General features: G+C 39.8%; 16 protein-coding genes and 2 tRNA genes. 17 read left to right on the forward strand and 1 reads right to left on the reverse strand.

Translation table 11 applies throughout. From position 1 onward, the window contains the following. Positions 1-669, reverse strand: a complete 669-nt coding sequence (locus ACGHEH_RS09085) for a Bax inhibitor-1/YccA family protein (protein WP_058029962.1) — start codon at positions 667-669, stop codon at positions 1-3. A 264-nt stretch (positions 670-933) separates the two neighbouring features. Between ACGHEH_RS09085 and ACGHEH_RS09090 the strand changes: the two genes are divergently transcribed. The 17 genes from ACGHEH_RS09090 to ACGHEH_RS09170 all read left to right on the forward strand — a co-directional run bounded on the left by ACGHEH_RS09090 (position 934) and on the right by ACGHEH_RS09170 (position 23,931). Beyond that, positions 934-1,024, forward strand: a tRNA-Ser gene (locus ACGHEH_RS09090). Positions 1,025-1,064: 40 nt separating this feature from the next. After that, positions 1,065-1,155, forward strand: a tRNA-Ser gene (locus ACGHEH_RS09095). 154 nt (positions 1,156-1,309) lie between these two features. After that, positions 1,310-1,684 carry a hypothetical protein gene (locus ACGHEH_RS09100; RefSeq protein ID WP_058029961.1) on the forward strand — a complete coding sequence of 125 codons (375 nt, stop codon included), beginning with the start codon at positions 1,310-1,312 and terminating at the stop codon, positions 1,682-1,684. A gap of 131 nt (positions 1,685-1,815) precedes the next feature. Next, a complete protein-coding gene (locus ACGHEH_RS09105; RefSeq protein ID WP_138568362.1) occupies positions 1,816-2,274 on the forward strand; it encodes a GAF domain-containing protein in 459 nt (152 codons plus the stop codon). Continuing rightward, complete coding sequence (locus ACGHEH_RS09110) at positions 2,274-2,552, forward strand: hypothetical protein (protein WP_130253618.1); 279 nt, start codon at positions 2,274-2,276, stop codon at positions 2,550-2,552. The genes ACGHEH_RS09105 and ACGHEH_RS09110 overlap by 1 nt, the downstream gene beginning before the upstream one ends. A gap of 14 nt (positions 2,553-2,566) precedes the next feature. Continuing rightward, positions 2,567-3,220 (forward strand): RNA chaperone ProQ, encoded by a 654-nt coding sequence (proQ, locus tag ACGHEH_RS09115; RefSeq protein ID WP_138478556.1) that lies wholly within the window; start codon positions 2,567-2,569, stop codon positions 3,218-3,220. A gap of 10 nt (positions 3,221-3,230) precedes the next feature. After that, positions 3,231-5,267, forward strand: a complete 2,037-nt coding sequence (gene prc, locus ACGHEH_RS09120; protein ID WP_390444304.1) for a carboxy terminal-processing peptidase — start codon at positions 3,231-3,233, stop codon at positions 5,265-5,267. Positions 5,268-5,582: 315 nt separating this feature from the next. Beyond that, positions 5,583-7,043 (forward strand): Na+/H+ antiporter NhaC, encoded by a 1,461-nt coding sequence (gene nhaC / locus ACGHEH_RS09125; protein ID WP_390444307.1) that lies wholly within the window; start codon positions 5,583-5,585, stop codon positions 7,041-7,043. Positions 7,044-7,097: 54 nt separating this feature from the next. After that, complete coding sequence (gene pepN, locus ACGHEH_RS09130) at positions 7,098-9,695, forward strand: aminopeptidase N (RefSeq protein ID WP_390444310.1); 2,598 nt, start codon at positions 7,098-7,100, stop codon at positions 9,693-9,695. Next, positions 9,696-9,917, forward strand: coding sequence for a DUF2835 domain-containing protein (locus ACGHEH_RS09135; protein WP_390444312.1), 222 nt, complete (start codon positions 9,696-9,698; stop codon positions 9,915-9,917). A 315-nt stretch (positions 9,918-10,232) separates the two neighbouring features. After that, positions 10,233-12,344 (forward strand): DUF1302 domain-containing protein, encoded by a 2,112-nt coding sequence (locus ACGHEH_RS09140; protein ID WP_390444315.1) that lies wholly within the window; start codon positions 10,233-10,235, stop codon positions 12,342-12,344. An 11-nt stretch (positions 12,345-12,355) separates the two neighbouring features. Further along, positions 12,356-13,723: a DUF1329 domain-containing protein gene (locus ACGHEH_RS09145; RefSeq protein ID WP_390444317.1), complete on the forward strand. Its 1,368-nt coding sequence runs from the start codon at positions 12,356-12,358 to the stop codon at positions 13,721-13,723. Positions 13,724-13,823: 100 nt separating this feature from the next. Continuing rightward, positions 13,824-14,822 carry a YCF48-related protein gene (locus tag ACGHEH_RS09150; RefSeq protein ID WP_390444320.1) on the forward strand — a complete coding sequence of 333 codons (999 nt, stop codon included), beginning with the start codon at positions 13,824-13,826 and terminating at the stop codon, positions 14,820-14,822. Next, a complete protein-coding gene (locus ACGHEH_RS09155) occupies positions 14,822-17,152 on the forward strand; it encodes an RND family transporter (protein ID WP_390444323.1) in 2,331 nt (776 codons plus the stop codon). Before ACGHEH_RS09150 ends, ACGHEH_RS09155 begins: the two co-directional genes overlap by 1 nt. 200 nt (positions 17,153-17,352) lie before the next feature. Beyond that, entirely contained in the window at positions 17,353-22,191 is a 4,839-nt protein-coding gene (locus ACGHEH_RS09160; protein WP_390444326.1) for an NAD-glutamate dehydrogenase, read from the forward strand. Positions 22,192-22,270: 79 nt separating this feature from the next. Next, positions 22,271-23,281, forward strand: a complete 1,011-nt coding sequence (gene pyrD / locus ACGHEH_RS09165; protein ID WP_390444328.1) for a quinone-dependent dihydroorotate dehydrogenase — start codon at positions 22,271-22,273, stop codon at positions 23,279-23,281. Between the two features lie 122 nt (positions 23,282-23,403). Further along, positions 23,404-23,931, forward strand: a complete 528-nt coding sequence (locus ACGHEH_RS09170; protein WP_390444330.1) for a cell division protein ZapC domain-containing protein — start codon at positions 23,404-23,406, stop codon at positions 23,929-23,931. The last annotated feature ends 56 nt before the right edge of the window (positions 23,932-23,987 follow it).

Consider the following 23,987-nt stretch of genomic DNA (forward strand, 5'->3'; position numbering starts at 1 on the left):
TTAGTCATCATTTGACATGCCAAGAAGTTGAAGTAGTGATACGAACAGGTTGTAGATGTTTAGGTAAAGACTTACCGTCGCCATTACATAGTTTGTTTCGCCTCCGTTAATGATACGGCTAGTATCAAATAAAATCATACCTGACATCAGCAATACAACAGCAGCGTTAATAGCCATAAACGCAACTGAACTACCAATGAAAAGGTTTACTAGGCTTGAGATTACAACCACGATTAAACCAACTGTTAAAAAACCGCCCATGAATGAGAAGTCTTTTTTAGTTGTTAACGCGTACGCTGAAAGACCGAAGAAAATCAGTGCTGTAGAACCTAGCGCTTGAGTAATAAGTAGGCCGCCATTCGGCATTGCTGCGTAGTGAGCAAGTAGAGGACCTAAACCAAAACCCATAATACCAGTGAAAAGGAACACTAGACCGATTGCTGATGATGAGTTGGCTTTTTTCTGAATTACGAAGATCAAACCAAAACCAATCAACGAGCAAACCAGGCCAGTGAAGCGTGGTAATGCCATTGTCATTGAAATAGCGGCAGTCACTGCACTAAATGCCAGTGTCATAGCTAGTAGGAAATAAGTATTTTTTAAAACCTTGTTCGTTTCAATTGTCGACATTACCGGTTTAGCGGCGCCGTACGAATGATTGAATGCCATGGTTAAACTCCTTAAATGAAACAAATGTTCCGATAAATGAACTACCTAAGAGTATCAAGTCTTATAAATGTGGGCAAATATAGTTAATCAAATACCCGATCGGTTTTTTTTGGGTAAAACACAATAAAAACCTGATTTCGATATATTGAATGACCATTTTCGCTGAAATAACGAACGTTATGTCCTTTTTTTGCTCGGTTAAACAAAAAGTTGAAAAAAAAGCTTCACAACTGGCTCAGCTTTCCCTATCATTCGCCCCGCTGCGGAGAGATGGCTGAGTGGTTGAAAGCACCGGTCTTGAAAACCGGCATACGTTAATAGCGTATCTAGGGTTCAAATCCCTATCTCTCCGCCACTAATTTTGACTTTTTGAGTAATCGAAAAGTTCCGACTTCGGAGAGATGGCTGAGTGGTTGAAAGCACCGGTCTTGAAAACCGGCATACGTTAATAGCGTATCTAGGGTTCAAATCCCTATCTCTCCGCCACTTATTCATAGAATAAGTAAGCCGCTATAATCTAGCGGCTTTTTTTTTGCCTTTCATTCACTCACTTAAATAGAGCTTCGACTAAAGTCCACTGGTTATTTGTACGTTTTCATACACTCTCTAATTGATACAATAAAAAGAAGGCAGAGAATGTATGAAACAGCAATTAGCTAAAAGTGTGGCAATGTCACTACTGGCTCCTGTAATTGTAGGGACAACGTTAGGGGTATATTACGCATTGAGTGTAGAAAGCGGTGGGGCAAAAATGTTTTTTTCTTTGTTGATGAGTGCCATTGCTAATGCGCATATTGTCGGTCTTTCTATGGCGTTACTCGTTGTGCCTGGTTATATGCTCATGTATAAATATAATAAAGTTCAATATTCAGGTGTCTTGACTCTAGGGATGCTTGGCGGAGCCTTATTTAGTTTCTTATTCTCAGCTTCAGCAGGTATGGTATTTTTAGTCAACACAGTGATGGCTGCACTTGCTTCAGGTCTGTTTTTATATGGCTTAAGGCGCTTTAATTAACGCGCCGCCTGAAAACTAACCAATTAATGCTCTGTTTTTCAGTTTATTAACAGTTTTTCTGCTGAAAAGGTTTTAATTCTTAACGCTAAAGAGTACCTTAAGCATTTGAACATTTTATTTTGATGAGTCGAATGCAAAAAACAGACTTCTATCAATCTTTGGCCAAACAGGCCGAAGGTTTGATCAGCGACGAAAAAAACGCAATCGCAAACATGGCAAATCTCAGTGCTTTGCTTTTTACATCGTTAGATGACGTTAACTGGGCAGGTTTCTACTTAATTGATACGCCTGATGAGTTAGTGTTAGGGCCTTTCCAAGGTAACCCTGCATGTATCCGAATTCCGGTTGGAAAAGGGGTATGTGGTACTGCAGCACATTCGAAAAGCACTCAACTTGTTGAAGATGTGCACGCTTTTGCAGGTCATATCGCCTGTGATGCTGCGTCAAACTCTGAAATTGTAGTGCCTGTTTTCAAAAACGGTGAAGTATTTGGCGTATTAGATATTGATAGCCCACTGCATGCTCGCTTTGATTTAGATGACCAAGCTGGTCTTGAACAAATTGTGAAGATTTTTGAGGCCACACTTTAGTGAAAGACCTTTTAAATGTACAAGATTATCTTTTTGCCATTCATGATGTTGGTGATTGGGAAGGGGAAGAAGAGCAGGTAGCTGAAACCTTAAATGAATTAATTCATTTTGCATGGGATATGCTACCTGATGATTTAGATTGTGAAACAATCGACAACTTGATTAACGGCATCTGGGAACATCTTCGTGGTGATTTAGCGCTGATTGAGGCTGAATTTGAAGAGTTAACAGATTGGGTTACTCACTATATTCATTCATCACTAGATGAACAGGTATAACAAATAGGTTAAACATGGAAACCACAAACAAGCTAAAAGACATTAATGAAGTACTGGAGTTCTTATTTAAAGAATTTCCTAACTGCTTCAAGAAAAAAGACGGCATCAAACCGTTAAAAGTTGGTATTTTTAAAGACGTTGCAGAGCGTATTGAAGGCTCAGAAGTTGTAAGTAAAACGCAAGTTCGTCAAGCGCTTCGCAAGTACACTTCTAACTGGCGTTATTTGGAAGCCGTCACTAAAAACGAATTCCGCGTTGACCTTGATGGCAATGATGCTGAAAAAGTGGAACAAGAGCACATTGAACATGCTCAAAAAGCACTTGAAGAAAGCCGTGCGAAAATGGCCAAGCGCAAAAAGCCTCAGCGTCCTCGTCAACAAGACGGTGACACAAAATCTTACAAAAAGAAACCGCATGGTCAGTCACGTTCTAACGACAAAGGCGCTAGAGTTAATAAGAAGCCTGCAGCTCAACAAGCAAAACGTAGCTCAGGAAAAGTTGAACCTTTGCCAGCTTCTGAAGTCAAGGTTAATAACAAAGTAAAAGTTAAACTTGGTCAGGCCCTTGTTAATGCGACCATTACTGAAGTAAACAAAGACGAAGTTCATGTTGAACTAGTAACTGGTATGCAAGTTAAAACAAAAGCTGACAGCTTATTTATCGTTTAAGGAGTAGTGTATGAGTAAAAAGTTTTCGCTCATTCCCGTTGTCGCTGCACTCATCTCTAGTGCTTCTTTTGCTGCAGTTGATGCTGTTACAGCGAAGGATATCCCCGTATTAAAGCAAGAGGCTCAGCATACAACAGCAAGTAAAAGGGTGACTAACTTATTTACTCGTCAGCATTACAAGCGATTTAGCTTCAATGACGCGCTGTCAGAGCAAATTTTTGATAGATATGTTGAATCTTTAGATTTCAGTAAGTCTATCTTTTTGCAATCTGATATTGCGCGTTTTGAAGCGAACAAAAAACAATTTGACGATGCCCTTATGTCAGGCAAACTTGATTTTGCTTATGACTTATTCAACTTAAGTTTACAACGCCGTTTTGAGCGCTTTCAATACGCCATATCGTTGTTAGACAAAGAAATGACTTTTGATAAAGAAGATGCATTTTACTATGACAGAGAAGAAGCTGAGTTTGCTAAAACACAAGACGAGTTGAATGAGTATTGGCGTCAACGCGTAAAATCTGATGCGTTACGTTTAAAATTGACAGGCAAAACGTGGCCTGAAATTAAAGAATTACTGACTAAACGTTACAACAATGCGTTAAAACGTTTAAGCCAAACAGACAGTGAAGATGCATTCCAAGTCGTGATGAATGCGTTTGCGCGAAGCATTGAGGCACATACATCCTACTTATCGCCTCGTAGAGCTGAACAATTCAAGATGGATATGGATCTTGAGTTAGAAGGCATTGGCGCAGTACTTGGTTATGATGAAGACTATACGGTTATTCGTTCACTTGTACCAGGTGGTCCGGCGGACAAGTCTGAAAAGATAAAACCAGATGATAAAATTGTTGGTGTGGCACAAGAGGGTGAAGAATTTATCGATGTTATCGGCTGGCGTTTAGATAACGTTGTAGATCTGATTAAAGGTCCTAAAGGTACTAAAGTTCGTCTTCAGTATTTAAAAGGCTCAGATACCCATGGCACGCCAAAAATTGTCGAAATTGTTCGCGACAAAATTAAGCTTGAAGACCGTGCTGCGAAATCCAACGTATTCGAAGCTAAGTACTCAGATTTAACATCAAAAATTGGTGTGATTGAGATCCCTAGTTTCTATAATAACTTATCTAAAGACGTTAAGGTCGAGCTAACAAAATTAAAAGAACAAAACGTTGATGGTATTGTGATTGACCTTCGTCAAAATGGTGGTGGTTCGTTATACGAAGCCACGCAACTGACTGGTTTATTCATCGACCAAGGGCCAGTTGTTCAAATTCATACAGCTTACAATAGAGTAGAAGCACAAAAAGACCGTGACGGCATTACTTTTTATGATGGTCCAATCACTGTTCTTGTAGATAGATATAGTGCATCGGCATCAGAAATTTTTGCGGCAGCTATTCAAGATTACGGTCGTGGTATTGTAATTGGTGAGCAAACTTTTGGTAAAGGTACAGTCCAGCAGCACCGACCACTTGCAAAAAACTATGACTTATTCAGTAATGCCCTAGGTAGCGTGACTTACACAATTGCAAAGTTTTATCGTATTAACGGCGGTAGTACGCAACATAAAGGTGTCGTACCTGACATTTTATTACCCTCAGCGATTGATCCTGATGAGTGGGGTGAGAGTCAAGAGGACAATGCACTACCTTGGGATAAGATTAAGCAAGCGAAATATAAGAGTTTAGATAACTTAAACCCGCTTGTAACATACCTAAATGAAAAGCATTCATTACGTGTGGCACAAGAGCCTGAATTTAATTATGTATTGGCTGATATCGCCCGTTATAACGAAGAAAAAGATAAAAACTTTATTTCTTTAGTTGAATCACAAAGATTAAAAGACAGAGAAGAATCAGAACAGCGTTCATTGGCGAGAACCAATGAAAGGCTAAAACGTCTTGGTTTGGAACCTGTGAAAGATTTAGATGATGTGCCTGATGTGATCTCTGAGTTAGACCCTTATTTAGAAGAGGCGGCTCTGATCACTCAAGATTTAATCAGATATGGGCGATTAGCTAAGAACAATCTTCAGAATTAAGTATGAACCTATTTAAAAAAGGCGCTTAGGCGCCTTTTTTATTACTCTAAGCAATATGTTTTGTTATTATTGGAATAAGTACGTAATTTTTTCATAAAAGAAGATTACTGTAAGTAAGACCAGTCTTAAAAATAGAGCACTCAATTAAAAAGATTGGTATGGCTTCCACACGAAAAACTGAGCTTTTGCTAAAACACTGAGAAGATGTCAGTGCTTTAGCAAATATTCAATCGTGTAAATGGTATAAAAATAAAAACGGCCTTGAGCCTTTTGAATATTAATTAGAGCAAGGTCCACCTTGCCGGGAGAACCCAGTTGAAACAACAAAAGCAAGCATCATTTCTTGATGCATTTATACCAATCTTTGTATTAGTCTGTTTATTAGGCTCTGCAGTGTATCTGTATGGTGATAACTCTTCATCAGGCCCTAATCAAATTGCGCTTCTTTTTGCCACATTTACAGCTGCCCTTGTTGGTTTAAAAAATGGCTACACATGGCGTTTATTAGAAGAGGCAATGATCAAAGGCATCACCTTATCTTTGGGCGCTATATTAATCCTACTAATGGTTGGTGCTTTAATTGGTACGTGGTTGCTGTCAGGTACTGTTCCGACATTAATCTATTACGGTTTACAAATAATCAGTCCGCAATGGTTCTATGCAGCGAGTTGTCTAATTTGTGGCATTGTGGCTATGAGTATCGGCTCTTCATGGACGACTGCTGCCACCATAGGTGTTGCTTTACTTGGTGTTGCAACAGGCCTTGGCTTAGATCAAGTTGTCACAGCTGGGGCGGTGATCTCAGGCGCATATTTTGGTGATAAATTAAGCCCACTATCTGAGACAACAAATTTAGCACCAGCCGTTGCTGGAAGTGACCTTTTTGAGCATATTCAACATATGCTTTGGACGACGGTACCAAGCTTTGTGATTGCAATGATCATCTTTGTCATCATGGGGTTCAGTGCAGATGTATCAAGTGATATTGGTCGAATTGATGACATTGTTTCAATTTTAAATGCCAACTTCAATATTAATCCTATGATGCTGGTTCCTTTAATTGTCTTGCTAGTTTTAGCTTATAAAAAAATGCCAGCCTTTCCGGCAATTTCAATCGGCGCAGTGATCGGGGCTGTTTGGGCACTTATCTTTCAATCAGATCTACTAGCAACGCAAGTTGATGTATCTCAAGGGCAATTAGTTGGTTACTTTAAACTTGTTTGGGCGACATTCTATGATGGTTTCGCAATTCAAACAGGTGATAACACCATGGATGACTTATTAAGTGGTGGCGGTATGGCTGGCATGCTGACAACGACATGGTTGGTCATGACAGCTTTAATGTTTGGTGCCATTATGGAAAAGACAGGCCTGCTGGAAGTGTTTGTAAGAAGTATTTTAAGAGTGGCACGAAGTACTGGTTCTTTGATAGCTTCAACGATTGCAACTTGTTTCGGTACGAATTTAATTGCCGCTGATCAATACATCGCCATTGTTGTACCTGGACGTATGTTTAAAGAAGAATACAAAAAACGTGGATTGAAAAGTGTGAACTTATCAAGAACACTCGAAGACGGTGGTACAATTACTAGTCCATTAATCCCATGGAATACATGTGGTGCGTACATGCAAAGTGTATTAATGATAAATCCACTCGACTACGCAGTTTATGCGTTCTTTAACTTAATTAATCCTTTCTTGGCAATTATCTATGCATATATAGGCATTAAGATTTTAAAAATTGAGCCAAAATCGTTAGACAAAGAACAAGCATAATTCATGTGTAATGATTAGCCCTTTTTAAGGGCTAATTCTTTTAAGGAATTCGACATGTCAAGCCAGCCTCAAGCTAAGTATTTAAAAGATTATCAAGCACCTTCTCATACAGTAACGAATTTAGAGTTAATTGTAGAATTACATCCAACAGATACCAAGGTAGTTAGCAAAGCTTTTTATTCAGCAACGAAAGTTGTCTCTGAGCTTTGTTTAGATGGTGTTGAATTAAACTTATTCTCGGTAAAAGTGAATGATCAATTATTTGAAGACTTCGTTCAAACAGAAACATCATTGACGCTAAAGAATCTTCCAAATGAATTCACACTAGAAATTGAGAACGCGATTTCTCCTAGTACTAACACATCATTAGAGGGCCTTTATCTGTCAGATGGTGCTTATTGCACCCAGTGTGAGGCTGAAGGGTTCAGAAAAATCACATATTTCTTAGATAGACCCGACGTGTTAACTGATTACTTAGTGACAATTATTGCTGATAAAGATATTCCTTACTTGTTATCTAATGGCAATAAAATCGAAGAGGGCACTTTGCCTGATGGACGTTGTTTCACTAAGTGGCAAGATCCACATAAAAAGCCGAGTTATTTATTTGCCCTTGTAGCCGGTGATTTTGATGTTCTTAGAGACACTTTTGTAACAAGAAGCGGTCGTGAAGTTGCGCTTGAGATTTTTGTTGATAAAGGCAATTTAGATAAAACGCCTCATGCAATGGAATCGCTTAAAAATGCCATGAAGTGGGATGAAGAGCGCTTTGACCTAGAGTACGATCTAGATATCTATATGATCGTAGCGGTTGATTTCTTCAATATGGGGGCAATGGAAAATAAAGGATTAAACGTCTTCAACAGTGCGTGTGTTTTGGCTAATCAACAAACGGCAACAGATCGTGACTATCACACAATCGAATCAATAGTTGGCCACGAGTACTTCCATAATTGGACTGGCAACCGTGTTACTTGCCGCGACTGGTTTCAGCTATCTTTAAAAGAAGGATTGACCGTATTCAGAGATCAAGAGTTTAGTAGTGATCTTGGTTCGCGCGCGCTGAATCGCATCGACGCAGTTATGGCAATGAGAACACATCAGTTTGCAGAAGATGCCGGCCCGATGGCTCATCCTATACGTCCAGAAAAAGTGATTGAGATGAATAACTTTTATACTGTGACGGTTTATAACAAGGGTGCAGAAGTCATTCGAATGATGCACACTTTACTAGGTGAAGTGAACTTCCAAAAAGGCATGAAACTTTACTTTGCACGTCACGACGGTCATGCAGTCACGTGCGATGACTTTGTTACTGCAATGAGTGATGCCAGTGGCAAATGTTTAGAGCAATTTAAGCTTTGGTACCGTCAGTTTGGTACGCCGTCGGTTCAAGTCGAAACTTCTTATAATGCTGAGCAACAAACTTTCACATTAAAACTTAATCAGATTCATGCAGAAAATGATCCTATTTCTGAGCCTCTGCATATTCCTTTTGCAATCGAGCTCCTTGATACAGTAGGCAATTCAATACCCCTTATTTCCAATGGTAAAGTTCTCGATACTGTTATTGAATTGAAGGAAATGAGCGCAGAATTCACTTTTGAAAATATCTTATCTAAGCCAACACCTGTATTACTAGAAAACTTTTCTGCCCCTTGTGTTGTGAACTATGATTACGAGGCTGAAGAGTTGATACATATTCTGAAGCATGCTTCTAGTGACTTTACGCGCTGGGAAGCGGCCCAGCGTGCTTTCACGATGGAAATTAAACACTCTGTGAAGACAATGTCGGGTAGTGATACAGTTAGTATCTCTGACACATTAATTAAGGCGCTTAAATCAATTGTTACTGAAGAAGACACTGACAAAGCGCTTATCTCTGAACTGATCAAACTACCTAATTTTGACACTGTCAGTGCTGAGTTTTCTCCTGTTCCGATCACTGAGCTGGTTCACATTTACAAGCAATTCGAACTTCAAATTGCGACACAATTGCAATCAGAACTGATTGCTGCTTATGAAAGTTGTTCAGAGTCAGGTGAGATTAGTGCTAGTGCGGTTGCAGCCAGGAGCTTAAAAGCAACGGCACTGTATTATTTAGCGCTTATTGAAAATAATGAGGTTACTGGTTGGTTACTTGCTAACAGCCAGCAAGACAATATGACACTGAAATTGGCTGCGCTTAAGGCGGTAAAAAATGCCGATCATAAAATTACGGAACAGTTGATTGCACAATTCGATGCGCAATGGCGACATGATGCTTTAGTCATGGATAAATGGTTTGCACTTCAGGCGACTACAGATAATGATGGCGCGATTGACTTAATAAAGTCTTTATATGATCACCCTTGTTTTGATAAATCAAATCCAAACCGAGTGCGCGCTTTAGTTGGTCAATTTGCGCTCAGTAATCCTGCTCAATTCCATCGTATAGATGGAAAGGGCTATGAACTACTTGCTGACTTATTAATAGAGCTAAATGCAATTAATCCACAGAATGCGTCGAGAATGGTGACGCCTTTTATGTCATGGAAACGCTTTGACCACACTCGTCAACAGTTGATAAAAGCACAGCTACAGCGAATTGCAAGTATTGATAACTTGAGTGATGACTTGTTTGAAAAAGTGGATAAGGCATTAAACGCATAAATGATAGAGTACTATTTTTATTTATCTTTAAGTTATGACGAATGCATGGCCTACTATCGAGGCGATTACGAGTATGTACAAGTAATTGAAGACGGCGGTAAAAGCATTCGTTTTCCCGCTACACATATTAGACGTTTTGTCAGCTCCCTTGGTATAAGGGGGCGATTTAGACTCTGTCTCACAGATAAGAATAGCTTTATTTCTCTTGATAAAGTGTCTTAAAAACAAAAATTTTATCGTTATTAATAACTTCAAATTTCGGCTGATTAATACCCAATAATTTAGAATAAAATATTATTAGTTTATTGTTCAGCACATTAAATCGTGACAATTTTAAGAATAGGATTTGTTATAAAGCAGAATTACGTGTTATAAATTATCTGGTAAGACGTCTTACCAAGGGTAAAGTCGTGTCCAGAACAAAAAAATAGTAACTTTTGGTTTAGTGGATTTGAGTTTTTGTACTTTCACTTCTAATGTTACTTCAATATAAAAACAACAACTTGATTAAAATAACCCGCATAGGGGGAACGCATAATGATTAAAAGAGCGCTCTTTGTTCCAAACAAAATAATGCTCGGCTTAGCGGCCACAGTTGCTGTAACAAGTGCAAATGTTTCAGCTGCAAGTTTCCAAGTCGGTGATTTTGACATCACATTCGATTCAACTTTTTCATACGGCCAAAGTATTCGTGTGGAAGATCGCGACTTCCAATATATTGGTAAAAGTAACCACCCAAGGTTTGACTGGTCTGGTTACAATGCAGGTCTTGGTAATACAAAGTATGGCTCTGCTCAAGTTTGGGCTCAGCCAGGCGCTTATTCAAATAATGGCGACGCTGGTAACCTGAACTTTGATTCTGGTGACACTTTTTCTCAACTAATTAAAGGTACTCACGATTTCAGTATCTCTAAAGATAACTGGGGTATTTTCTCGCGCTTTATGTATTTTAAAGATTTTGCGATGGAAGATGGTGACTTTGCTTATACCAATCCAGTATCAGGTAAAAAAGTAGATCCTTGTGCTGATAAACAAACTAAAGAGCAGGTATGCTCTGATGTGCGTTTATTAGATGCCTTCATTTGGGCTGACTTTGATCTAAATGATGGTCAAAACCCTCTTTCTGTTCGACTTGGTCAACAAGTTGTAAACTGGGGGGAAAGTACACTCATCTCTCACGGTATTAATGTAAACCCTGTGGATATTGACCGTTTAAGAGCGCCTGGTTCTGAATTAAAAGAAGCGTTTATTCCTGTGGGCATGTTCTGGGCGTCATTAGGTATTACTGAAAATGTAACCCTAGAGGGCTTCTATCAGTACCAGTGGCATGAGACTCGTTTGCCTGCAACGGGTAGTTATTTCTCTACAAACGATTTTGCATCTGAAAACGGTTATATGCAAAACGTACAGCTAGGTTTTACGTCAAACCCTGATATTGATTTACACCATTTAACTGAGTCGCTTAACAGCCTTTATACTGATGCAACTGCGGCTTTAATTGCACAAGGTGTAGAGCCAACGCCTGAATTAGTTGGTCAAACTGCTGCGTCAATGTATATGGCTTACCCAACGAAAGTTGCGCTGAAAGGCAAGGGCTTAAACGGTAAGAGTGAACCTAAAGACGCAGGCCAGTATGGTATTCGTCTTGGTATGTTTGCACCTGAGTTAAATGATACAGAATTTGCACTGTACTACATTAACTATCATAGCCGCCGTCCGCTTATTTCTGGTAAAGCATCAAACTTTGAAGCGGATTCTATCGCACAAGATTTAGCATATATTGCTGCAAATCCAATTGATGAGAATAATGTAACTAATCTAAACGCTTTCACTCAAGCTACTATTACATACCCTGAAGATATCAAGCTTTATGGTTTAAGTTTTAATACAGCCATTGGTGAAACTGCTTTCTCAGGTGAGTTTTCTTATCGTCAAGACGAACCTCTACAAATTGACGACGTAGAGTTACTTTACGCTGGTATGGCTGAACAATTAGCGTATTCTGGTATTCGTCCTGATTTCAATAGCCTTTCGCAATTAAGTGCTAAAGATGAGAAAAGTTATGTTGGACCAGGTGAAGTCGCGCAAGGTTACATTTTACGAGATTCAATGCAGCTTCAATTTACGGCAACGCATTTATTTGGACCATCGCTAGGTGCTGATAGCTGGGCTGTTGTTGGCGAAGTTGGTGCCGTAACCATTAAAGACATGCCAAGCTATGATGAGCTGCGCTTAAATGTTGCTGGTACTGGGCGAAGTGGTTCAATTGAAGGTTACAAAGAGTTCACTGATGAAGGCGCCCGTTATGATCTTCTTCATTTGGCACTTTCGAACGGTCCAGAAACAAACCCATTCCCAACAGCGTCTTCTTGGGGTTATCGTTTAATCGCGAAGGGGGATTACAATAACCTTTTTGCTGGCGTGAACTTCTCTCCTCGTATTGTGTTTTCACATGATGTAAATGGTACGACACCTGATCCTATGTATCTATTTGTCGAAGACAGAAAGTCTTTAGGTATGACGATGAACTTCACTTACCAGAATGCTTGGTCATTTGACTTTAGTTACAACACATTCTGGGGTGGCGGTGCAACCAATACCTTTGCAGACCGTGATTTTGTCTCTTTCAATATTAAGTATTCAATTTAAGGGCTTGTTATATGTTTAAAAAACCAAGCATGATCGCAGCAACAATAATAACAATGATGGCTGCTCCATTCGCTCATGCAGATATGACTGCTGAGCAAGTAGCTAGATTAGGTGCTGATTTAACGCCAATTGGTGCAGAAAAAGCGGGCAACGCTGATGGTTCAATTCCGGCATGGACAGGTGGTATTACCAAGCCACCCGCAGGCTTTGAACCGGGCATGCACCATATTGACCCATATGCTGATGATAAAGTTATTCTAACTATCGATAAGAGTAATCTTGATAAGCATAAAGATTTATTAAGTCCGGGCCAAATTGCGTTATTTGAAACGTATCCAGATACTTTCAAAATGAACGTTTACCCAACACGCCGAAGTGCTGCGTATCCTCAGTTTGTTTATGATGCTACTAAGAAGTATGCAACTACCGCAGAACTAATTGAAGGTGGTAATGGTATTAAAAATACGGCTATTGGTATTCCATTTCCAGTGCCTGCAAATGGTTTAGAAGCAATCTGGAACCATTTATTACGATACCGTGGTCTATCAATCGCACGCTTTGGTGGTCAAGCAATGCCTACGGCGTCTGGTTCATATAACATTATCGGCTTTGATGAAAAGTTACTTGTTAAATACTCTGATCCAGCGGCAACGCCTGAAGCTCTTCAAGAGTCGAATGTATTATTTAAATTTAAGCAAAAGGTTACAGAACCAGCACGACTTGCAGGTACTGCGCTTCTTGTACATGAAACCATGGACCAAATTTTAACGCCTCGTCAAGCTTGGACATACAACACAGGTCAACGCCGTGTTCGTCGTGCACCAAATGTTGCGTATGACGCACCTGGAACAGCCTCAGATAGTCTTCGTACAACTGATGATTTCGATATGTTCAACGGTTCACCAAATCGCTATGAGTGGACTTTGAAAGGTAAAAAAGAAATGTACATTCCGTACAACAGCTATAAGCTTCACAGCGATAAGCTAAAGTATGATGACATTCTTCATGCAGGCCATATCAATCCTGAACATGTGCGCTATGAGAAGCACCGAGTATGGGTTGTTGAAGCAAATCTTAAAGAAGGTACCCGCCATATTTATAAGAAGCGCGTATTCTACATAGACGAAGATAGCTGGCAGATCCATGTTACGGATATTTATGATAACCGTGATCAAATGTACCGCGTGGCTATGGCACATGGTCTAAACTACTATGATGTGCCTACGCATTGGAGTACTTTAGATGTTTATCATGATCTAAATTCTCGTCGTTATTTAGCGATTGGTCTTGATAATGAAGAGTCAATGTATGACTTCACTCAGTCATTTAAAGACAATGAGTTTACGCAAAGTGCACTTCGTCGTGAAGGTAAGCGTTAATCTTCAAAAATAAATAAAAAGTGGCTGTCACCCAGCCACTTTATTCAACATTCAAGACAAACTTCCTTTGTCTTCGACAACAGATGTTCGAGTATTCATCATGAAATTTAATCAGTATGCGTTTTGCTTAATGGCGGCTTTATCTTCCTATGAAGTAGTATCAGCACCGTCAGCTTCATTACAAGTTGCAAAACCAAATTCAACATTATTTACCGATATAGATAGCACAGCTAATCAAGTCGTTGCAGTTGGCAAGTTTGGCACTATTGTGACTTCACTAGATGGGCACAATTGGCAACAAGCTGAAGTGCCTGTTCAATCTCTTTTGACCGCTGTGACTATAAAATCTGATAAAGCAGCATGGGCATGTGGTCATGATGCAACCATAGTACATAGCTCAGATAATGGTAAAACTTGGCAATTACAGCAATACTTACCAGAACAAGGTAAACCATGCTTAGATATTGAATTTATCGATGAAAATACAGGTTTTGCTATTGGTGCCTATGGCATGTTTTATAAAACCAGTAATGGCGGCCAAACTTGGCAGCCTCAATTCATCAGTGATTTTGTGCACCCTGATGACAAAGAATATCTTGAAGAACTAAAGCAGGATGATCCTGAAGCCTATCAAGACGAAATTAAGTTTATTCTTCCGCATTTTAACCGTTTGCTAATTAAAGATAGTGTTTTTTATCTAGTGGGTGAAATGGGCTTAGTGGCCAAAAGTGTAGACAAAGGCATTTCTTGGCAAAAATTTGAAGAGTTTTACCCTGGTTCCTTTTTTAGTGTTAATGAATCAGCAAATGGCCAAATTCTGGTTGCAGGGCTAAGAGGTAATGCTTTTACTAAGTCTCAAAGTGATACTGATTTTACTGAAATCGACATTGCGCAAACGGCAACAATTAATACGATTTTGCCATTTAAGGATTCAACATTACTGTTTGCAAACTCTGGGTTAATCCATGCTTTTGATGGTCAAAAGGTTTCCAGTGAACAACTGCCTTCAGGTCATGCAATTTTGTCAGCGACCATATTTAACAATAAAGTAATTATGGCAACAGAAAAAGGGCTAATTACTTGGGGAGATAGCAAGTAATGCAAGCTATATTAAATAAACTCGAATATGTCGTATTCCGTCACAGACTCTTTATGGTTTTGGCTTTTTTATTCGCCACTATTTTTCTTTGCTACAAAGCAACACATATTCAACTAGACGCCGCGTTTACGAAGAATATTCCTCTGCAACATGACTACATGAAAGTGTATCTTAAACATGAAAAGCAGTTCGGTGGTGCTAACAGTATTTTAATTTCAGTGTGTGATGCAAATGGCGACATTTTCAACGAACCATTTTTCTCTACACTGAAGTCAGTACACGACCAACTCTATTTTATTCCTGGTGTAAATAGACCATTGGTTAATTCAATCTTTTCACCGAGCGCACGCTTTGTGGAAGTTGTAGAAGATGGCTTCGCCGGTGGACCTATTATTCCTGCTAATTTTGCACCAACAGATGATGGTTTAGCAGTCGTAAAGCAAAACATTGAAAAAGCCAATGTAGTAGGGCGCATGATTGCCAGTGACTACAGTTGTGCCATGGTAACAGCGCAATTACTAGAGACGGATCCACAAACACAGGAAAAGTTAGATACGTTGGCGTTTGCTAAAAAATTAGAAGATGAAATTCGCAAGCCTCTAGAGAATGATAATGTGAGTATTCATATTATTGGCTTCGCGAAAATGGCTGGTGATATCGCAGACGGTGCAAAAGGTGTAGTTTTATTTTTTGTTATTGCTATCGTTTTCACCTTTATAATGGTGTGGTTATTCTGCAAAAGTTTTAAATTAACGCTGCTACCTATTTTATGTTCATTAATTGCTGTTATTTGGCAAATGGGCTTGTTGTCTTCTCTAGGCTTTGGCCTAGATCCTATGTCAATTCTGGTGCCATTCTTAGTGTTTGCAATTGGTGTGAGCCATGGCGTGCAAATGATCAATGCAATCGGTAAGAAAGTATCTGAAGGGGTATCGAGTAAAGTTGCCGCGCAAGCCAGTTTTAAGGCGCTACTTATTCCGGGTGGTATCGCATTACTATCAGACACAGTTGGTTTCTTAACGCTACTAGCAATTGATATAGGCATTATTCGTGAGCTTGCTATCACAGCGAGTTTAGGTGTTGCCGTAATTATCTTTACTAATTTACTGTTGTTACCAGTCTTAGCTTCTTATTTTAACCCTTCAAAGATCCACCGTGTTGATGATGGTGATACAGCCTCGCATAAGTTATTCACTGCGATGCGTGAAAGTTTAGTTGCAGCGACAGACCCTAAAAAAGCGAAAGTGATTATTTTTGTATCTGTGGTGCTATTCGCTTTTGGTTATTGGCAATCAAACAACATGAAGATAGGTGATTTGCACGCTGGCGCACCAGCGCTTCATGAAACAGCAAGATACAATCAAGATACCTTCTTGATTAATGACAGATATACGATTTCTTCAGATATTCTCAAGGTACTAGTAGAAGCGTACCCAGCAGCCTGTACTGAGTTTGAGACCATGGAACGAGTTAGTCGTTTCCAATGGAGAATTGAGAACTTAGAAGGTGTTCAATCGGCGGTGTCTTTAAGTTCTGTTGCGCAATCAGTGAATGCAGGCTACAACGAAGGCAACCTGAAGTGGCAAACGCTTCCACGTAATAGTGCTTCTTTAGTTCAGGCAACTTCTCGTGTTGAAACGAGCACGGGTTTACTAAACGGCGATTGCTCTGTGATGCCGATTGTTATTTTTATGGAAGATCACAAAGCTGAAACCATTGACCATGTGGTTGCTAAGATCAAAGAGTTTGCGACGATAGAGAATACTGACCAAGTTCAATTCAAGTTAGCTTCGGGCCCGATAGGGGTAATGGCAGCGACCAATGAGTCGGTAGCTGAAGCACAAATTCCGATGATGATCTATGTATATGGTGCAGTCATCATTCTATGCTTATTGAGCTTTAGAAGTGTTAAAGCGACGATTGCAGTTGTCCTACCTCTGTACATTGTATCAACTTTGGCGCAAGCACTGATGGTGAAGCTGGAAATTGGTTTAACTGTATCAACATTACCAGTTATTGCTCTCGGTGTGGGCATTGGTGTTGACTATGGTATCTATATCCTTTCATCGATGATGACACAGCTTAAGCAAAATGTACCTTTAGCGATTGCCTATCGTAATGCTCTTGCTGAACGTGGCAGTGCTGTATTATTCACGGGTATTACGCTAGCAATAGGTGTGAGTACTTGGATATTCTCTGCACTTAAATTCCAAGTAGATATGGGTATTCTGCTCACCTTCATGTTTTTAGTGAATATGCTTGGTGCAGTCCTGTTATTGCCTGCTATAGGGACACTTCTCTGGCCTGACCAGAAAAAAAATTGTGAATAAATGTGCTGTAAAATGGCAAGGATTGCCTATTTATATCTATTATTTGTGAATAGATGAGCAAATGGCTGAAAAGCTTGAAATGTTTTCGTCGAAAAAGCTGTTTATTAGCGTCAGAAAGGTTAGAATTTACCTGACTCCACGCTAATAAATGGCTGTACAAATAATCTACCGTTCAAGGTGGTATAGATTAAGGAACACATATGACACAAAATGAAGGTCCAGCATCTGTTATCTTAGATAATGTATGTAAGTTGATCCAAAAGAAAGTTCATGCAGACAATGTGTCACTCGTTGAAACTTTTGCCAAAGCCTTGTACAGCAATATGTCTAAAGAGGATCTGGCAAAACGTAACGACAGTGACCTATACGGTGCAGCACTGAGCCTTTGGAATTCACTTGAAAAAAATACGTCTGATGAAGCCGTAATTAGAGTGTTTAACCCAGAGGTATCAAAAGATGGTTGGCAATCGTCTCATACTATTGTTGAGATCATTGCAAACGACATGCCGTTCTTGGTTGATTCAGTGCGTATGGCAATGAATCGTCTGAACATCGTCTCTCATCTTCTTCTTCACAGTCCGTTGAAAATCAAACGTGACGAAAACAGCCAAATCTCAGCAATCTCAAACTTAAAAGCCGAGCAAGAATCAAATTCTACTAAAACTGTTTTCTTTATCGAAATTGATCGTCAAACAGATACACAAGCAATCGAAACTTTGACAAGTGAATTGCAGTCAGTTCTAAAAGACGTTTCGCTTGCTGTGGCTGACTGGTTACCAATCAGAGACAAACTTGTTTCTGTGACAAATGAGTTACCATCTCGTAACTTTGGTTGTTCTGAAGCTGAAGTAAAAGAAGCAGCAGAATTCTTAGAATGGTTAGTGAAAGATAACTTCACTTTCATGGGCTATCGCCAGTATGACTTGAACCCAGTGCAAGGGGACTACGAGTTAAAACCGGTTTCAGGCACTTCTTTAGGTCTTATGAAAAATACGTCTGATGAAAACAGTCGTTTACTTTCTGAGTTACCAGAAGTTGCTCGTAAAGAAGCACGTAGCAATAACTTATTAATTCTTACAAAAACAAATTCGTTATCGCGTGTACACAGACCAGCTTATGTTGATTATGTAGGTATCAAACGTTTTGATGATAAAGGCAATGTAGTAGGGGAAGACCGCTTTATTGGTTTATTCTCTTCAAGCTTTTATAACAACAGCGCAGCAGATGTGCCAATCTTAGAGAGCAAAATTAATCGCATCATGGAAGCATGTGATTTTGCAAAAGGCACGCACGCATACAAAGCAGTATTGAACATCCTTGAAACATATCCTCGTGATGAATTAGTTCAAGCTCGTGAAGCTGAGCTTTTAGAAGTTGCAACTGGTGTTTTGCAGGTACAAGAGCGTAACATGTGTCGTTTATTCATCCGCAAAGATGTTTATGGCCGTTTCTTCTCATGTATGGTGTATGTGCCTCGAGAACGATATAACACTGCGCTTCGTCGCGAAACACAGCAACTCCTAGCCCGTTCATTTAATTCAACGGATAAAGTTGAATTTACCACTTTCTTCTCAGAATCTACGTTAGCGCGTACACATTATATCGTGCGTGTAGCTGACAACAATATTGAATATAACGTGAAAGATATCGAAAATAATTTAGTTGAAGCAGCCCGCACTTGGGAAGATAAGCTTCAAGCAGCGCTTTTAGAGAGCAACGGTGAGTCTCGCGGTAATGAGCTAAACCGCAAATATAGCAATGCGTTCCCGTCAGCATATAAAGATCAAGTTTTACCTTCGGCTGCGGTTGTGGATATTGAAAAACTTGAAACGCTAGACGAAGAGAACAAACTAGAAATGTTGTTCTATCGCCCTCAAGAAGAAGCAAATTCTAACATTGTTCGTTTAAGCTTATTCCATAAGGATGAGCCTATACACTTGTCAGACGTAATGCCGATGCTTGAAAACTTTGGTTTACGTGTCATCGGTGAAACACCGTATGCAGTGAAGACCAGCGATGGTCAAGTTAACTGGATCATGGATTTCTCTATGCTACTTGATAGCAAAGGAATTTCTGATTTCAATCAAGTTTCAGCGCGTTTCCGTGCAGCACTGACAAATGTTTGGAACAACCTTTTAGAAAATGATGGTTTTAACCGTCTAGTGCTTATGGGCGGCTTAAAAGGTCGCGAAGCGTCAATTCTTCGTGCATACGCTAAGTATATGCGTCAAATCGGTGTTACTTTCTCTCAGTCATACATCGAGAATACTTTTGAGCATTATCCTCAGATCGCAAGCAAGATTGTTGAGCTATTCACTAAAAAGTTCTCTCCTGCAAAACCTGCTGCGCAGAAGACTTTAGACAAGCTAGTTGCGAGTATTCATGAAGATCTGGAACACGTAGCAAACCTGGATGATGATCGTATCATTCGCTTATATGTTGATATGATCAATGCAACACTTCGTACTAACTTCTTCCAAAAAGAAGCTGATGGAACGAACAAATCATATGTTTCATTCAAAGTTCAGCCAAGTGCTATTCCTGAAATGCCATTACCGCTGCCAGCATTCGAAATCTTCGTATACTCGCCTCGCGTAGAAGGTGTTCACTTACGAGGTGGTAAAGTTGCACGTGGTGGCCTACGTTGGTCTGACCGTCGTGAAGATTTCCGTACTGAAGTACTTGGTCTTGTAAAAGCACAACAAGTTAAGAATACTGTTATAGTGCCTGTTGGTTCAAAAGGAGGCTTCGTTTGTAAGCAGCTTCCAACAGAAAGAGAAGCCTTCTTTAAAGAAGGTCAAGAGTGTTACAAGCTATTTATCCGTGGTCTATTAGACATCACTGATAACATCATTCATGGTGACATTGTGCCACCTGTTGATGTTGTTCGTCACGATGAAGACGACCCTTACCTAGTTGTTGCAGCTGATAAAGGCACGGCAACATTCTCAGATATCGCAAATGGTATTGCTGAAGAGTACAATTTCTGGTTAGGCGATGCGTTTGCTTCAGGTGGTTCTATTGGTTATGACCACAAGAAGATGGGTATCACAGCCAAAGGTGCTTGGGAATCAGTTAAACGTCATTTCAGAGAAATGGGAATCGATTGTCAAACAACTGATTTCACAGCGGTTGCTATTGGTGATATGGCAGGTGACGTATTCGGTAATGGTATGCTTCTATCTAAGCATATTCGTTTACAAGCTGCATTTAACCACATGCACATTTTCATCGACCCGAACCCTGTAGCGGCAAGTTCTTACCTAGAACGCGAGAGATTATTTGCACTACCTCGCTCAAGCTGGGAGGATTACGACAAATCATTGATTTCAGAGGGTGGTGGCATATTCTCTCGTGCTGCTAAATCAATTACGCTGACACCAGAAATTAAAAAGATGTTAGGCACTAAAAAAGCCAGCATGACACCAAACGAATTGATCAAAGCATTATTAATGATGCCTTCTGATCTTTTATGGAATGGTGGTATCGGTACTTACATTAAAGCTAAATCTGAAACTGATGCTGATGTAGGTGACCGCGCAAATGATGCTCTTCGTATCAATGGTTTTGAACTAGGTGCTAAAATCTTTGGCGAAGGTGGTAACTTAGGTGCGACCCAACTAGGTCGTATAGAGTTTGCTGCTAAAGGTGGCCGTATCAATACTGACTTCATAGATAACGTAGGTGGTGTTGCGTGTTCAGATAATGAAGTAAATATCAAAATCTTGCTTAATGGTTTAGTGGCAGAAGGTGACTTAACTAAGAAGCAACGTGATGAATTACTCTATGCAATGACAGATGAAGTATCTGAGCTGGTATTGGCTGATTGTTACCGTCAAACTCACACGCTTTCTATCACTAAGTCTAAGGGTCCAGCGACGCTTAAAGAGAAGATCCGCTTTATCCATGCCTTAGAAAAAGATGGCAAGTTAGACAGAGCAATCGAGTTCCTTCCGACAGATGAAGAATTAGCAGAACGTGCAGCTGCAGGTCAAGACTTAACGCGTCCTGAGCTTTCTGTTCTTGTTTCTTACTCTAAAATGGTACTAAAAGAGTCTTTAGTAACAGATGAAGTTTCTGAAAACCCTTATTACCGCCAGTTATTGGTGAATTCTTTCCCTGTTCCGCTTCGTGACAAATTCAATGCGGCAATGGATAACCATCCACTACGTAAAGAAATTATTGCGACTAAACTTGCGAATAATATTGTTAATGACATGGGTCTTAACTTTATGGTTCGTATGCATGAAGAAACAGGTGCTTCAGACAGCGAGATTGCACTTTGTTACTCAATTGCAAGTGCGATTTTTGAAATGTCAGGCACTTGGAATGAGATTGCTGAGTTAGATAACCAAATCTCGGCAGATGTTCAAACTGAAATGCTATATCAACTTCGTCGTACGGTTCGTCGTGCAACGCGTTGGTTCTTACGTCATCGCAATAAGGCTATGACAATTGAACAAACAATTGCATTCTTTGCACCGACATTTAAAGATGTAAGTGCAAACCTAAGTGATTACTTAGTTGCTGACGAATCTGAATCTATTGCTAAAAATGCAGATAAGTTGATTGAACAAGGCGTTCCTTCTGATATTGCGACACGAATCGTATCTCTATCTAGCTTGTTCTCAGTCATGGACTTAGCTGAAGTCGCAGATAACTCGTCTAAAGCGATTGATATGGTATCTAACACTTACTTCAAGTTAGGTGCGAAAATGGGTCTGCATTGGTTCTTGGACCAAATTACGGCTCAGCCAGTGACAAACCACTGGCAAGCACTAGCACGTGCTTCATATCGTGAAGAGCTAGACTGGCAACAACGTTCATTGTCTGAAGTTGTACTTAACAGCCTAGAGACTGAAACAGCAGATGTGAATGAACTTGTAGAGTCTTGGATGGACACTCAATCTGTGTTGCTAACACGTTGGCAGCATATGCTCCAAGAGTTTAAGACATCACAGAGCCACGACTTTGCGAAGATTTCAGTTGCGCTACGTGAATTAATGTTACTTAGCCACAACTGTGACACTTCCAAATAATTTATAAACCGCTAAAATACCTCAGCTTTGCTGGGGTATTTTTTTGCCCTGATTTTTTAACGATTACTAAGGAGTTTTCATGTTTTATGAACTAGCGCGTCGCTATATGTTCGGTCGAGATGCCGAGTGGGCCCATGATTTTGCATTGGGTAACCTTCGTCGTTTTGCCAATACACCGCTCAGTATGGCTTGGTCGCAATCTGTTGCAGATAAACCTGTAAACTTTCTTGGTATAGATTTCAAAAACCCAGTTGGTCTCGCTGCCGGATTAGACAAAAATGCTGAATGTATCGATGCATTTGGCCAAATGGGTTTTGGCTTTATTGAAGTAGGCACTGTAACACCGCGACCTCAAGCTGGTAATGATAAACCACGAATTTTCAGGCTACCTGAAGCACATGCTGTTATTAACCGTATGGGTTTCAATAACAAAGGCGTTGATAACCTCGTTAACAATGTAAAAGCTTCACAATACACAGGCGTTTTAGGTATCAACATTGGTAAAAACAAAGATACGCCAAACGAAAAGGGTAAAGATGATTACATTCACTGTATGCGAAAAGTATTTGAACATGCATCTTACATCACTGTGAATATCTCATCACCGAACACACCAGGGCTTCGAGATCTACAATATGGTGATGCTCTAGATGACTTACTACAAAGTCTTAAGAATGAACAAGTGGATTTAATCGCGAAACATGACAAATCGGTACCAATGCTTGTGAAGATTGCACCTGATGTTGATGCTGTGCAAGTTCAACAAATTGCCGAGTCGCTTATGAAGAATCGAATTGACGGTGTTATTGCGACTAATACGACTCTTGAGCGTGAAGCGGTTAAGGGTTTACAGTACGCTGATGAAATGGGTGGTTTGTCAGGTCGTCCAGTTCGCGAAAAATCTACCTTTGTTGTTAACGAATTGAAAAGGATCACTGAAGGGAAACTTCCGATCATTGGTGTAGGTGGTATCGACTCTGCAGATTCTGCGAAAGAAAAATTGAACGCAGGTGCCGATTTAGTCCAGGTATATACAGGCTTCATCTACGAAGGGCCGCAATTAGTCAAGCGTATTGTCGACGCTTTATAATGATCAGTTATATAACTAAACGATCCTTTTAAATTTGTTCTTATAAACAATTTTAACATTCGTTATTTTTCGTTATACTCCTGTCTCTATCTAGATATGGCTAGTAGGCAGGAGATTTCACAGTGCAAGCTTCTAAAGAATGGCAGTGGTTACGTTGTAATGAACGCAACCGACTTCTTATTGACTTAGGCGATGAGCTTCAACTTTGCACACCCTACAAGTTATACCAACTCACTGGTGACTCAGTATCTAATCCGAAATTTTGTATCGACGATGCAGAATACTACCAAAACGTATACTTCTATTTGCAAAACTTTAAGGTCTGGACAGACGCCCAGTGTTGTCAAATAGCTTTGAATGCGACGGCTGCTAAGTTTCATTTAAAACCCATGCTTGCAAAAAGTTGGTTTTTTAGCGAATACATAGGAAATGCTGATAGAACAGAAGCCATTATTGCACTTACTTCATCTGAACAAACCGGTGAATTTTTAATCGTTGAGTGTGACGCTGAGAGTTCATTGTGTATTAGTTTAAACACTGAATTTAAGCTAGATGAACACCTTACTTTAGAGCCATTTCAAGCAATACGCGTTTTGAATAATCGTATTCACCCTCTGATGTTAGCTGACAAAATTACCAAAACAGCTTAACTCAACAAGGCAAGCAACAAACAACCTGTGATATACTTTCGACCATTAAAGTATAT

The sequence above is a fragment of the Pseudoalteromonas sp. MTN2-4 genome (genome assembly GCF_042848605.1).
Taxonomy (GTDB): domain Bacteria; phylum Pseudomonadota; class Gammaproteobacteria; order Enterobacterales; family Alteromonadaceae; genus Pseudoalteromonas.

Coding starts and splice junctions, on each gene's coding strand:
- proQ (WP_138478556.1), top strand. CDS start 2,567: ATGGAAACCACAAACAAGCTAAAAGACATTAATGAAGTACTGGAGTTC.
- ACGHEH_RS09085 (WP_058029962.1), bottom strand. CDS start 669: ATGGCATTCAATCATTCGTACGGCGCCGCTAAACCGGTAATGTCGACA.
- ACGHEH_RS09155 (WP_390444323.1), top strand. CDS start 14,822: ATGCAAGCTATATTAAATAAACTCGAATATGTCGTATTCCGTCACAGA.
- ACGHEH_RS09100 (WP_058029961.1), top strand. CDS start 1,310: ATGAAACAGCAATTAGCTAAAAGTGTGGCAATGTCACTACTGGCTCCT.
- ACGHEH_RS09150 (WP_390444320.1), top strand. CDS start 13,824: ATGAAATTTAATCAGTATGCGTTTTGCTTAATGGCGGCTTTATCTTCC.
- ACGHEH_RS09140 (WP_390444315.1), top strand. CDS start 10,233: ATGATTAAAAGAGCGCTCTTTGTTCCAAACAAAATAATGCTCGGCTTA.
- prc (WP_390444304.1), top strand. CDS start 3,231: ATGAGTAAAAAGTTTTCGCTCATTCCCGTTGTCGCTGCACTCATCTCT.
- pepN (WP_390444310.1), top strand. CDS start 7,098: ATGTCAAGCCAGCCTCAAGCTAAGTATTTAAAAGATTATCAAGCACCT.
- ACGHEH_RS09105 (WP_138568362.1), top strand. CDS start 1,816: ATGCAAAAAACAGACTTCTATCAATCTTTGGCCAAACAGGCCGAAGGT.
- ACGHEH_RS09160 (WP_390444326.1), top strand. CDS start 17,353: ATGACACAAAATGAAGGTCCAGCATCTGTTATCTTAGATAATGTATGT.
- ACGHEH_RS09145 (WP_390444317.1), top strand. CDS start 12,356: ATGTTTAAAAAACCAAGCATGATCGCAGCAACAATAATAACAATGATG.
- ACGHEH_RS09135 (WP_390444312.1), top strand. CDS start 9,696: ATGATAGAGTACTATTTTTATTTATCTTTAAGTTATGACGAATGCATG.
- pyrD (WP_390444328.1), top strand. CDS start 22,271: ATGTTTTATGAACTAGCGCGTCGCTATATGTTCGGTCGAGATGCCGAG.